This window comes from Mycolicibacterium aubagnense, from assembly GCF_010730955.1.
GTDB lineage: Bacteria > Actinomycetota > Actinomycetes > Mycobacteriales > Mycobacteriaceae > Mycobacterium > Mycobacterium aubagnense.
On record NZ_AP022577.1, the window covers coordinates 5,531,834 to 5,543,896 of the forward strand.

Here is a 12,063-nt window from a genome sequence, read left to right on the forward strand (position 1 = left end):
GCACAACGGCCGCGCCCTTACATACCCCACTGGGTATGTCCAACGGGGTTAACGTACCATACCCCCTAGGGTATTGTGGTGCTCGTGACGTAGGCGCAACCAACCTTGACCAATACCCCATGGGGTATGTATAAACGAAGGAAAACGGTCTGCGGACCCGCTTTCTTGAGAGGTTCAAACATGTGTCAACCGAAACGTTGTTCGGTGTGCGGCAAGACCACCTGGTCGGGTTGTGGCATGCACGTGGACACCGTCAAGGCGGCAGTGCCCGCCGACCAGTGGTGTGACGGCCACCCCAAAACCGACCGGCCGTCCCGTCTGAAGTTCTGGCGGTAGGAAATTGCGGGTGCTGTGGAAATGCGGCGCCGTGCCGGCGGGCGCTGATACCCTGTGGGGTATAGCGGACAGCTAGCTGGGGTGTGATGAAAGGTAGGTGCGACGTGGTCGGTGATGAAGAGGCCATGGCCGCGGTGCTGGCCCGGTTGCGCCGGGCGCAGGGCCAGCTGGCCGGAGTCATCTCGATGATCGAGCAGGGCCGCGAGTGCAAGGACGTCGTCACGCAGCTCGCGGCGGTCTCGAAGGCGCTGGACCGCGCCGGATTCAAGATCGTTGCGACCGGGCTGCGCGAATGCCTCACCGGGAACGCCGCGGACGGCCGTTCGCCGATGACCGAGGCCGAGCTGGAGAAGCTGTTCCTGTCGCTGGCCTGAGGCGGCTCAGTTGGTGGGCCGCTTGATGATGGTCAGCGACTGGTCGATCTTCTTGAACTTGGTGAAAGTATCAGCGGGCACGCCGAAAACGACGCTGAGAACGTCGGGTGGCAGCTTGCTGATGGACGCGCCGATGCCGATGTCGTCCTCGCCTTCCTGTGTGCTGGCATTGAAGACGATCAATAGGTCGAGTTCTTCGGTGCCCTTGTTCTCGAAGTAGTGCAGCGAGCCCTGCGGCGCGAACACCACATCACCGACGGTGGCTTCGAAATGCTCGGAGTGCCCCTGAGGATCGAGCACGGTCCACGTCGCCACGCCGCGGGTGATCACGTTGATCTCCCAGGCGCTCGGATGCCAGTGCGGTTCACGGATGCCTCCGGGTTCCAGCGTGACCATCACTACGCTCGCTTCCTGTCCCATCAATATCGGCCAATCTCCTTCGGAGACTTGGCGCAACGTCCCGCCGTGGAACTTGCTGGGCGGTAGCGCACCGAGGCGGAACACGTGCGGCTGCGCCGTGTCCAATTCGGCCGGGATGCGGGGATTGCCGAACCGGGCGGCGTCATCGGTCATGGTGGCTTCCCCGGTGTTGGTGCGCGGCAATGGTGATGCGAACGCGCGGTCCGCGCCCGCGCCGGCAAGGGCCGCAACGCCGACTGCACCCGCGCCGCCGAGCATCGTCCGTCGATTGATCAAGATGTGGCTCCCCTCCTGATGCCCACCACTGTGGGTCCGGCCCGTCTGGCCGACGTGTTTCAGCGTGGTGTCCGGCGGCCGGTTCGTCGTCATGGCTGGCGCCCAAACGCGTCTACCGGCTGGCTGCAATGCGAAACGGAGGCCTGCGGGAACGACTTTTGCCTGGTCAGAGGTGATGCTGAAGTCAGTCCGAAAACGGATGACAACGTCGACAGAAAGCGCCGATCATGAAGAATCCGATCAAGTTCATCGCCCCCGGACTGGCCGTGGCCGGCATTGCCGGCGCCCTGCTGCTGGCCCCGATCGCCAGCGCCGACACCGACCCGCTGGTGCCGAACGGGACTGACCCGCACACGTCTTATGTGCTGGGCGAGCACTTCTCCAACCACGACGAAGCCAACCAGAGTGCGGGTTATCTGGACACGTCGTTCTGACCGCCTACGACTCGGCCTGGTTCCGCCCGTCCCCGATCTGGGGGCGGGCGGAATTCGTGTCAGAAGCGTCGGACGAAGTTCAGTGCCATGTCGGCCACCTCGCGCCAACCGCTGTCGACGATCAGCGAGTGTCCGCGTCCCGGGATTTCGACGATCTCGGTGACGTTCGGGTTCTTCTTCTGCCGCTTGTAGGAGGCGTTGGCGATGGCCCACGGCACGGTGTTGTCCTTTTCGCCGGAGATGATCAGCAGCGGACCACGTTCGGGGTTCTTGGTGTTCACCTTGGCCTCGGTGGCGGGGTTGAAGTTGGCGGTCGCGGCCTGGAACAGCGGCACGCCGGAGCCGGCGACCGAGTACTTCTCGTACAGGCTGTTCGACTCTTCTTCGGAGACCGCGTTGCCGAACCCGAACCGGAACTGCTTGGGGGTCAAGGCGACTGCGCGGCCATGGTTGAACGGGTTGCCGAGCACGGGGAAGGCCGAGCGCAGCGCGGAGATCGGCAGCGGCAGCACGCCGCGGAACGGCGCGGGATCGATGGCGACTGCTACCTCGGCGAGCCCCAGCCCTGCCAGTTTCTGGGTGATCAAACCGCCGAAAGAGTGGCCGATCACGATAGGCTTGCGATCGAGCGCGCCGATGACGTCGGCGTAATGCTGGGTGATCTCGCCGACACTCTTGCGCGCGAACACCGACGGATCGCGACGGGCTTCGGCCACCGTCGCCGGGTCGTCCGGCCAACCGGGGGCCAGGGTGACGAAGCCGCGCTCCTCGAACATCGTCCGCCAGTTGTCCCAGCTGTTCGGCAACAACCACAAGCCGTGCACGAAAACGACGGGCTGCTGTCCGGAGTTGTTGGCGCGATCGATGTCGGCCTGTTCGTTCGGGGTGATGGTCATGGCGTCTCCTTGAAGTAGATAGAACGGTCGTTCTGTCTCTGTAACCACCGCGGATCGCGACGTGTTCCCCAATTCAGAAAGAACGTTCTAGCTCGGGGGTACGCTTGGGGTATGGATACCGCCGAAACGGCCCTTCGCCCGCGCGAGCGCTTGCTCCGCGTCGCGGCCGCGCTGTTCTATCGCGAAGGAATCCATACCGTCGGTGTCGACCGGATCCTCGCCGAAGCGGGCGTCACGCGCGCCACCATGTACCGGCACTTCAAGGGCAAGGAAGGTCTCGTCGAGGCGTATCTGGGGCTCGAAGACGAGACCATCCGCGGTTACTTCCGCGACGCCGCCGCCAATGCCGGACCTGACACCGACATGCTGGAGTTGGTGATCGACGGCATCGCCGAAGACATCGCGCGCTACCACACCCGGGGTTGTCCGTTCATCAACGCCGCAGCTGAGTACCCCGCGCCGGACAGCCCGGTACGGCAACTCATCGCCCGGCACCGCAACTGGTTTCGCGGTGCGCTGCGGGAAGCGGCCGGCGGACGGGACAATCCTGACCAGGTCGCGGCATCGCTGGTGTTGCTGCGGGACGCCGCGCTGGTGGGTGGCTATCTCGACGGAATCGAGACGACCAGGACAGCCTTCGTGCGAGCCGCGCGACAGGCCGCCGGTATCTCTCGGTGATGCCCGGCCTGTTGCCCACCTAATACTTCTTCCCAACCCGTAAGCTCGATTGTGTGCAGCGACGGATCATGGGAATCGAGACCGAGTTTGGCGTGACCTGCACGTTTCATGGTCACCGCCGGCTCAGCCCTGACGAGGTGGCGCGGTATCTGTTCCGGCGAGTGGTGTCGTGGGGGCGCAGCTCCAACGTCTTCCTGCGAAATGGCGCGCGCCTGTACCTCGACGTGGGCAGCCACCCCGAGTACGCGACCGCCGAATGCGACAACCTCGTGCAGCTCGTCACCCACGACCGCGCGGGCGAGCGCGTGCTGGAAGACCTGTTGGTCGACGCCGAGCAGCGGCTGGCCGACGAGGGTATCGGCGGCGACATCTACCTGTTCAAGAACAACACCGACTCGGCCGGCAACTCCTACGGCTGCCACGAGAACTACCTGATCGTGCGGGCCGGCGAGTTCTCCCGGATCTCCGATGTGCTGCTGCCGTTCCTGGTCACCCGGCAGTTGATCTGCGGTGCCGGCAAGGTGCTGCAGACCCCGAAGGCCGCCACGTTCTGTCTGAGCCAGCGCGCCGAGCACATCTGGGAGGGCGTCTCCAGCGCCACGACGCGGTCCCGGCCGATCATCAACACCCGCGACGAGCCGCACGCCGACGCCGAGAAATACCGCCGGCTGCACGTCATCGTCGGCGACTCCAACATGTGCGAGGCCACCACCATGCTCAAGGTGGGCAGTGCCTCGCTGGTGTTGGAGATGATCGAGGCGGGCGTCCCGTTCCGGGACTTCTCGCTGGACAACCCGATTCGGGCCATCCGCGAGGTCAGTCACGACCTGACCGGACGCCGCGCCGTGCGACTGGCCGGTGGGCGGCAGGCCTCGGCGCTGGACATCCAGCGCGAATACCACGCGCGCGCTCTGGATTACCTGCAGACCCGGGAGCCCGACGTGCAGCTCGAGCAGGTCGTCGACCTGTGGGGCCGCCAGCTCGACGCCGTCGAGAGCCAGGACTTCGCCAAGGTCGACACCGAGATCGACTGGGTGATCAAGCGGAAGTTGTTCCAGCGCTACCAGGATCGCTACAGCATGGAGCTGTCCGACCCCAAGATCGCCCAGCTGGATCTGGCGTACCACGACATCAAGCGCGGACGCGGGGTGTTCGACCTGTTGCAGCGCAAGGGATTGGCCGCGCGGATCACCACCGACGAGGAGATCGACGCGGCGGTCAACATCCCGCCGCAGACCACCCGGGCCAAGCTACGCGGCGAATTCATCACCGCCGCACAGGAAGCCGGGCGCGACTTCACCGTCGACTGGGTGCACCTCAAGCTCAACGACCAGGCGCAGCGCACCGTGCTGTGCAAGGACCCGTTCCGGTCGGTCGACGAGCGGGTGAACCGCCTGATCGCCAGCATGTGACGGGTGCCGCCGCGTTTGCGGCGGGCGCGCCCATGCCGGGCAACCCACGCTAACCACTTAGTCTGTTGGACGTGACGACGTCCAAGGTTGAGCGGTTGATGAACCTCGTCATTGCGCTCCTGTCCACCCGTAGCTACCTGTCCGCGGAGCAGATCCGGGCCAACGTCACCGGCTACCAGGACCCGCCCACCGACGAGGCGTTCTCCCGGATGTTCGAACGGGACAAGAACGAGCTGCGTGACCTCGGTATCCCGCTGGAGACCGGACGCGCCTCGATGATGGACGTCAACGACGGATACCGCATCAACCGCACCGCCTACGAGCTGCCGCCGGTCGAACTGACCGGTGACGAGACGGCCGTCGTCGCGATCGCCACCCAGCTGTGGGAGTCGCAGGAGATGGTGACCGCCACGCAGAGCGCGCTCCTCAAGCTGCGGGCGGCGGGCGTGGACGTCGACGCACCCGATGCCGGTGTCGCGATCACCACCGGCACCACCCAGGGGCTCCGCGGTTCCGAGGAAGCCCTGGGAATTCTGTTGTCCGCCATCGACTCCGGTCGCGCCGTGCAGTTCGCGCATCGCCCGAACCGGAGCGCGCCGTACATCGACCGCACGCTGGAGCCGTGGGGCGTGGTCACCTACCGAGGCCGGTGGTACGTCGTCGGCCACGACCGGGACCGCAACGACGCGCGCACCTTCCGGGTGTCCCGCATCGCCGAAGGAGTACGTGCCGTGGGGCCCGACCGCGCGTTCACCCGGCCCGACGGCGTCAACCTGCGGGACATCGTGCACCGCGCGGTCGCAGAATGGCCGGCCGGCGAGCAGGCTCGGATCTGGGTGGCCGCGGGCCGCTCGACGGCGTTGCGCCGGCAGGCCGTCAGTACGTCACCCAGCGCGCGCGGCGGGCGCGCCGGCGACGAGATCGTCGTCGACATCGGCATGGTCGACCGGCTGGCCCGCGAGATCGCCGGTTATGGTGCCGACGCTGTGGTGCTGGAGCCGAAATCTTTGCGGGACAACGTGATCGGTCGGTTACGGGCGCAGGCGGGGGAGAGCCTTCAATCATGAGCATCGAGCGAGCAGCGCAGGCGGATCGCGCATGAGCAACGTGTCCACCCGCCTCGTGCGGCTGTTGAACATGGTCCCGTACTTCCAGGCCAATCCGCGCGTCAGCCACACCAAGGCCGCGGCAGATCTGGGCGTGACGCGAAAGCAGTTGGAAGCCGACCTCTGGCAGCTGTTCGTCTGTGGGCTGCCCGGCGGAGGTCCCGGTGAACTGATCGACCTCGACTTCGAGGGCGACACCATCGAGGTGATCTTCTCGGCCGGCATGGACCGCGCGTTGCGGCTCACCTCGCCGGAGGCCACCGGCGTGTTGATGGCGCTGCGTGCGCTGGTCGACGTACCTGGCGTTGTCGATCCCGACGTGGCGCGCAGCGTGATCGCCAAGATCGAGGCCGCGGCCGGCACCGCCGGAGCAACCGCGGCGGCGGTGCCGGCGCCAGAGGTCACCGGCGACGTCGAGAACAAGGCCACCGCGGCGGTGCGGGCCGCGGTCCGGAACAAGCGGGCCTTGTGCCTGGAGTACTACTCCGCTTCACACGACACCATCTCGCAGCGCGTCGTCGATCCGATCCGGGTGGCGCTCATCGGCGATCACAGCTACCTGGAGGCGTGGTGCCGCACGGCCGAGGGCGTGCGATTGTTCCGCTTCGACCGGATCGTCGATGCCACTGCCCTGGACGAACCCGCGGCACCCCCGGCGCCCGCGGTGCAGGCCGAGCCGGACACGTCGCTGTTCTCCCCGGAGACCGCGGACCCGAGCTTGCCGGTGGCGACGCTGCTGATCGATTCGACGGCGTCGTGGATGTTCGACTACTACCCGCTGGCGGTGCAGCGGGAGATTCCCGACGGCAGCTGGGAAGCCACCATGACCTACGCGTCGGACGACTGGATGGCCCGTTTCGTGCTCGGTTTCGGTTCGGCGGTCCGGGTCCTGGACCCGCCGGCGCTCGCCGACCGCGTGCGGGAGTCCGCGGTAGCGGCGCTGACGGCATATGAACCCGGTCTTGGCGAGTAGACTCGGCCTCAACTTCTGGAGGTGACCCAAATTGGGCGGTTTGCAACCGTGGCACTGGTTGATCGTCATCGCGGTGTTCGTTCTGCTCTTCGGCGCGAAGAAGCTGCCGGACGCCGCGCGTTCGCTTGGTAAGTCGATGCGCATCTTCAAGTCCGAATTGAAGGAAATGCAGTCGGAAGGTTCCGGGGAATCGACCGTGCAGCCCGGCGCACACCCAAGTCCGAGGCCCATCACTGCCGAACGCGTCGAGAATCCGGCACCCGCACCGCAGCCGGCGCCGGACGCCACGGACAAGCACCCGGCCTGACCTTTGCCGTGATTCCGCCGCAGGCCCAGCGCGCGCGGCGGTTGGCTCCTACATACACCCGTGCCAATACCTGGAATTCTCCGAAAGCTTGACCCGCGCCGTCGACGGTCGCGGGTCAATCCTGACGGCACCATGTCGCTCGTCGACCACCTCGAAGAGCTGCGGACCCGTCTGCTGATCGCTGTCTTCGCGATCTTGTTGACCACGGTCGTCGGCTTCTTCTGGTACGAGCACGGTTTCTTCGGGCTCCCCAGCCTCGGTGACTGGCTCCGCGGCCCGTACTGTTCGCTTCCCGCCTCATCACGTGCGTCGATCGCCCCGGACGGCGCGTGCAGGCTGCTCGCGACGGCGCCGTTCGACCAGTTCATGCTGCGCCTCAAGGTCGGCATGGCGGCGGGCGTCGTCCTGGCCTGCCCGGTGTGGCTCCACCAGATCTGGGCGTTCATCACCCCCGGCCTGTACAAGAAGGAACGCCGGTTCGCGTCCCTGTTCGTGGGTGTCGGCGCACTGCTCTTCCTCTCGGGCGCGGTCATGGCCTACGTCGTGCTGTCGACGGCGCTGTCGTTCCTGCTGACCGTCGGTAGCGACGTCCAGATCACCGCACTGTCCGGTGAGCAGTACTTCGGCTTCCTGATCAATCTGCTGATCGTGTTCGGCATCAGCTTCGAGTTCCCGTTGCTGATCATCATGCTGAATCTGGTCGGGGTGCTCACCTACGAGAAGCTCAAGGCCTGGCGCCGCGGCCTGATCTTCGGCCTGTTCGTGTTCGCCGCGTTCGTGACGCCCGGCTCGGACCCGTTCTCCATGCTGGCGCTGTCCCTGGCGTTGACGGTCCTGCTGGAGCTGTCGATTCAGGTCGCCCGGCTCCACGACCGGCGCAAGGCCCGGCTCGAAGCCGAGGCCGTTCCCGACGACGAGGCCGCCCCGATCGGGTCGGTGGAACCCATCGATGCACCATCTGCCGTGCCCACTCCGACCCGGCTGACCATCGATGACGACGCCACCTGAGTTTCGGGCGGCGGAGCCGCCGATCCCGACGGGCGCGGCGGTATCCGTTGAAATCGAGCCCGGTCCACAGCTGCGCGACTTCGCCTCGGGCCTGTCGTTCACCCTGGATGGTTTCCAGACCAAGGCCTGTGTGGCGCTCGAGAACGGTCGCGGCGTCCTGGTCTGCGCCCCGACCGGCGCCGGGAAGACCGTGGTCGGCGAGTTTGCGGTGCATCTGGCGCTGGCCGCCGGCCGGAAGTGTTTCTACACCACGCCGATCAAGGCGCTGAGCAACCAGAAGCACAACGATCTGGTGGCCCGCTACGGACCTGAACGCATCGGTCTGCTCACCGGTGACCAGGCGATCAACGGTGACGCCGACATCGTGGTGATGACCACCGAAGTGCTGCGCAACATGCTCTACGCCGATTCCCCTGCGCTGCACGGCCTGTCCCACGTCGTGATGGACGAGGTGCATTTCCTGGCCGACCGCATGCGCGGCGCGGTGTGGGAGGAGGTGATCCTGCACCTGCCGGAGGAGGTGCGGTTGGTCAGCCTGTCGGCGACGGTGAGCAACGCCGAGGAGTTCGGCGGCTGGATTCAGACCGTCCGCGGTGACACCACGGTCGTCGTCGACGAACATCGCCCGGTACCGCTGTGGCAGCACATGCTGGTGGGCAAGCGGCTCTTCGACCTGTTCGACCTGTCCAAGGGGGCAGGTGGAGGTAAGGGCTCGGGCAAACCGGCTGCTCGCGTCGATCCGGAGCTGTTGCGGCACATCGCGCACCGCCGCGAGGCGGACCGGTTGATGGACTGGCAGCCGCGGGGACGAAGCGGAGACGGACGCGGACGTTCTGGCGGCCGGCCCGCGATGTACCGGCCGCCGAGTCGTCCGGATGTGATCGGCACGCTGGACCAGGCCGGCCTGCTCCCGGCCATCACGTTCGTGTTCTCCCGCGCCGGATGCGACGCCGCGGTCAAGCAGTGCCTGCGCTCGGCGGTGCGGCTGACCAACAAGGCCGAACGCGATCGGATCGCCGAGGTCGTCGACCGGCGCTGCGCCGATCTGGCCGAGTCCGATCTGGCGGTGCTCGACTATCACGAGTGGCGCGAAGGGTTGCTGCGCGGCCTGGCCGCCCACCACGCCGGCCTGCTGCCGGTGTTCCGGCACACCGTCGAGGAGCTGTTCACCGCGGGGCTGGTGAAGGCCGTTTTCGCGACGGAGACACTGGCTTTGGGCATCAACATGCCCGCCCGCACCGTCGTGCTCGAGCGGCTGGTCAAGTACAACGGCGAACAACATGCCCCGCTGACGCCGGGGGAGTACACCCAGCTGACCGGCCGCGCCGGGCGCCGCGGCATCGACGTCGAGGGCCACGCTGTCGTGCTGTGGCACGCCACCGACGAGATGGCCGATCCTGTGCAGGTCGCCGGCCTGGCGTCGACCCGAACGTTCCCGCTGCGCAGTTCCTTTGCGCCGTCGTACAACATGACCATCAACCTGGTTCAGCACATGACCCCGGCGGCGGCGCACCGGCTGCTCGAGCAGTCGTTCGCGCAGTACCAGGCGGACCGATCGGTCACCGGGTTGGTGCGTGGCATCAAGCGCGGTGAGCGGATGCTCGCCGAGATTGCAGCCGAGCAACGCGAGAGTTCGGATTCAGCGCAGGGTGGCGATTGGAACTCGGTGCTGGAGTATGCCCGGCTGCGGGCGAGCATCACCGAACGTGAGCGGGCGCAGTCCCGAGCCGGGCGCCTGACGCGCCGCAAGGGCATCAACGACGCGCTGGCCGCGCTGAAGCGGGGCGATGTCATCGCCATCGGCCTCGGCCGCCGCAGCGGACTGGCCGTGGTGCTGGAGCCGGCATTCGACGCCGACGACCCCAGGCCGCTGGTGCTCACCGAACATCGTTGGGCGGGAAGGATTTCCGCTGCCGACTACGCGGGCACGTCGCAGCGACTGGGCAGCATGTCGCTGCCCAAGCGGGTGGAACACCGGCAGCCCAAGGTGCGCCGCGACCTGGCGTCGGCGCTGCTGTCGGCGGCCGAAGCACTCGACGTGCCGTCGGTGCGGCGCAGCCGCGGCGCCGCAGAGCCGACGCCGGATATCGATCCGGAGCTGGCGGGTCTGCGGGAGCAGATGCGCCGCCACCCGGCGCATCAGCTGCCCGACCGCGAAGCCAAAGTGCGTGCCGCCGAGCGCTATCTACGCATCGAACGTGACAACGAGCAGACCCAGCAGAAGGTCGCGGCGGCCACCAACTCGCTGGCCCGCACCTTCGACCGGATCACAGCGCTGCTCAGCGAGCGCGGTTTCATCGTGGGGGCCGAGGGCGAACCCGCGGTAACCGACGACGGCCGGCTGCTGGCCCGGATCTACAGTGAGAGTGACCTTCTGGTCGCCGAGTGCCTGCGGGGCGGTGTGTGGGACGGACTCAACCCCGCCGAGCTGGCCGCGGTGCTGTCGGCCGTGCTGTTCGAGTCGCGCGGTGACGGCCCGACGGTGCCGCCGGGTTCCGAGCAGGTCACCGACGAGGTACGGCGGGCGCTGGCGAAGACCCGCCGGTTGTGGACCGACATCAGGGGCGACGAGCGCAGGCATCGGCTGCCGTTCAGCCGGGAACCCGACGCCGGGTTCGCCGCGGCGATGTACAGCTGGGCGACCTACGGAGACCTGACCGCGGCGCTGTTGATGTCCGACAACGGCAATGGAAATGCTTTGCCTGCAGGCGATTTCGTGCGCTGGTGTCGTCAGGTGCTGGACTTGCTGGACCAGGTGCGCATTGCTGCGCCGTCGCCGCAGTTGCGCGCCACGGCCAAGCGGGCCATCGGTGCGGTACGTCGCGGCGTGGTGGCGATAGACACCATGTGAGGCGCGGCGACCGGCTGCTGGGCGCCGTCAGGCCGGCCCCAGGTCCAGCCAGTCGTCGACCATGAACCCATCGCCGCGCGCGACGATGGTCGCGCCGCCACGGCCGGCATAGTGCGCCGGGACCACCGTCGCCCGCCGCCGGGTTGCCTCGGTGAACACTCGCTTGCGGGTGACGGTCGCCTCGGCCGCGTTGACGTCGAAGGCGCACGGATCATCCGGCCGGGGAATCTGGATGGGGCAGTGGGTCAGGTCGCCGACGAACACGGCCGGCTTGCCGGCATCCAGCCACAGCACCGACGAGCCGGGCGTATGACCGGGGGCCGGGCGCAGCCACGCCGAGTCGCTCAGCTGGTAGTCACCGGAGAACTGCTCGGTCTGGTCCGCCACGGGGATGACACTGTCCTCGAACACCGTTCGCATCTCGTCGGTGGTTTCCGGATTGTCGGGGGCGAAGAACCGGTAGTCGGCCTGGGGCATCAGGTAACGGGCGTTGGGGAAGGTGGGGACCCAGGCGCCGTCGACCAATTGGGTGTTCCAGCCGACATGGTCGGTGTGCAGATGCGTGTTCAGGACGACGTCGACGGCCGCCGGGTCGATGCCGGCAGCGCGCATGGTGTCGAGAAACGGGGTGCTGAGGTGATCCAGCGGCAGCATGTGCGGCCGGTGCCGGTCGTTGCCCGCGCCGGTGTCGATGACGATGGTCAGCCCGTCGACCTGCAACACCCAGCTTTGAATCGCGATGCGGAACAGGTCCGTCTCGGGGTTCCAGAACCGCGGGGCGAGCAGTTCGGCCTCGGCGTGCCAGGCCTCCGGCGGTGTCGACGGCCACAGCGACGTGGGGATTTGAACCTGGGTTTCTGCGACGCGGGTCAAGATCGCGTTGCCGAGCCGGATTTGGTCCGTCATACCGCGAGACTAAGGCCGGCCGGGTTAAGTAATGCCCAGACACGCGTCCCGCGTGCAGGTCATCCATGACCGGCGGCACCGGTAGT

Annotated in this window: 13 protein-coding genes; 10 read left to right on the forward strand and 3 right to left on the reverse strand. The window is 67.1% G+C overall.

What is annotated here, in order from left to right; translation table 11 throughout:
- The first annotated feature begins 180 nt into the window (after positions 1-180).
- Positions 181-336, forward strand: coding sequence for a DUF8730 family Cys-rich protein (locus tag G6N59_RS30635; RefSeq protein WP_170212377.1), 156 nt, complete (start codon positions 181-183; stop codon positions 334-336).
- Positions 337-440: 104 nt separating this feature from the next.
- Positions 441-710 carry a metal-sensitive transcriptional regulator gene (locus G6N59_RS26420; RefSeq protein WP_163911789.1) on the forward strand — a complete coding sequence of 90 codons (270 nt, stop codon included), beginning with the start codon at positions 441-443 and terminating at the stop codon, positions 708-710.
- Between the two features lie 6 nt (positions 711-716).
- On the opposite strand, the gene G6N59_RS26425 is transcribed toward G6N59_RS26420, so the two are convergent.
- On the reverse strand, positions 717-1,388 hold the full coding sequence (locus G6N59_RS26425; protein ID WP_138230069.1) for a cupin domain-containing protein: 672 nt from the start codon (positions 1,386-1,388) through the stop codon (positions 717-719).
- 245 nt (positions 1,389-1,633) lie between these two features.
- Between G6N59_RS26425 and G6N59_RS26430 the strand changes: the two genes are divergently transcribed.
- Positions 1,634-1,840, forward strand: a complete 207-nt coding sequence (locus G6N59_RS26430) for a hypothetical protein (RefSeq protein ID WP_138229870.1) — start codon at positions 1,634-1,636, stop codon at positions 1,838-1,840.
- 59 nt (positions 1,841-1,899) lie between these two features.
- Here the strand turns inward: G6N59_RS26430 and G6N59_RS26435 are convergent, their stop codons facing one another.
- Positions 1,900-2,736 carry an alpha/beta hydrolase gene (locus G6N59_RS26435; RefSeq protein WP_138229871.1) on the reverse strand — a complete coding sequence of 279 codons (837 nt, stop codon included), beginning with the start codon at positions 2,734-2,736 and terminating at the stop codon, positions 1,900-1,902.
- A gap of 111 nt (positions 2,737-2,847) precedes the next feature.
- Between G6N59_RS26435 and G6N59_RS26440 the strand changes: the two genes are divergently transcribed.
- The 7 genes from G6N59_RS26440 (at position 2,848) to G6N59_RS26470 (ending at position 11,071) form a co-directional block, all read left to right on the forward strand.
- The gene (locus G6N59_RS26440) at positions 2,848-3,414 is read left to right on the forward strand and encodes a TetR/AcrR family transcriptional regulator (protein ID WP_138229872.1); all 567 of its coding nucleotides are present in this window, start codon (positions 2,848-2,850) and stop codon (positions 3,412-3,414) included.
- A 53-nt stretch (positions 3,415-3,467) separates the two neighbouring features.
- Entirely contained in the window at positions 3,468-4,826 is a 1,359-nt protein-coding gene (pafA, locus tag G6N59_RS26445; RefSeq protein WP_138229873.1) for a Pup--protein ligase, read from the forward strand.
- A 71-nt stretch (positions 4,827-4,897) separates the two neighbouring features.
- Entirely contained in the window at positions 4,898-5,893 is a 996-nt protein-coding gene (locus G6N59_RS26450) for a helix-turn-helix transcriptional regulator (protein ID WP_138229874.1), read from the forward strand.
- Positions 5,894-5,924: 31 nt separating this feature from the next.
- Positions 5,925-6,905, forward strand: coding sequence for a helix-turn-helix transcriptional regulator (locus G6N59_RS26455; protein WP_138229875.1), 981 nt, complete (start codon positions 5,925-5,927; stop codon positions 6,903-6,905).
- A 31-nt stretch (positions 6,906-6,936) separates the two neighbouring features.
- Positions 6,937-7,212 carry a Sec-independent protein translocase subunit TatA gene (gene tatA / locus G6N59_RS26460; protein ID WP_138229876.1) on the forward strand — a complete coding sequence of 92 codons (276 nt, stop codon included), beginning with the start codon at positions 6,937-6,939 and terminating at the stop codon, positions 7,210-7,212.
- Between the two features lie 60 nt (positions 7,213-7,272).
- On the forward strand, positions 7,273-8,220 hold the full coding sequence (tatC, locus tag G6N59_RS26465; protein WP_138229877.1) for a twin-arginine translocase subunit TatC: 948 nt from the start codon (positions 7,273-7,275) through the stop codon (positions 8,218-8,220).
- Entirely contained in the window at positions 8,204-11,071 is a 2,868-nt protein-coding gene (locus tag G6N59_RS26470; RefSeq protein ID WP_234884170.1) for a DEAD/DEAH box helicase, read from the forward strand. The genes tatC and G6N59_RS26470 overlap by 17 nt, the downstream gene beginning before the upstream one ends.
- Before the next feature lie 27 nt (positions 11,072-11,098).
- On the opposite strand, the gene G6N59_RS26475 is transcribed toward G6N59_RS26470, so the two are convergent.
- Positions 11,099-11,977, reverse strand: a complete 879-nt coding sequence (locus G6N59_RS26475; protein ID WP_138229878.1) for an MBL fold metallo-hydrolase — start codon at positions 11,975-11,977, stop codon at positions 11,099-11,101.
- Positions 11,978-12,063 lie beyond the last annotated feature (86 nt).

Coding starts and splice junctions, on each gene's coding strand:
- G6N59_RS26435 (WP_138229871.1), bottom strand. CDS start 2,736: ATGACCATCACCCCGAACGAACAGGCCGACATCGATCGCGCCAACAAC.
- G6N59_RS26430 (WP_138229870.1), top strand. CDS start 1,634: ATGAAGAATCCGATCAAGTTCATCGCCCCCGGACTGGCCGTGGCCGGC.
- G6N59_RS26470 (WP_234884170.1), top strand. CDS start 8,204: ATGACGACGCCACCTGAGTTTCGGGCGGCGGAGCCGCCGATCCCGACG.
- G6N59_RS26475 (WP_138229878.1), bottom strand. CDS start 11,977: ATGACGGACCAAATCCGGCTCGGCAACGCGATCTTGACCCGCGTCGCA.
- G6N59_RS26455 (WP_138229875.1), top strand. CDS start 5,925: ATGAGCAACGTGTCCACCCGCCTCGTGCGGCTGTTGAACATGGTCCCG.
- G6N59_RS26425 (WP_138230069.1), bottom strand. CDS start 1,388: ATGCTCGGCGGCGCGGGTGCAGTCGGCGTTGCGGCCCTTGCCGGCGCG.
- G6N59_RS30635 (WP_170212377.1), top strand. CDS start 181: ATGTGTCAACCGAAACGTTGTTCGGTGTGCGGCAAGACCACCTGGTCG.
- G6N59_RS26440 (WP_138229872.1), top strand. CDS start 2,848: ATGGATACCGCCGAAACGGCCCTTCGCCCGCGCGAGCGCTTGCTCCGC.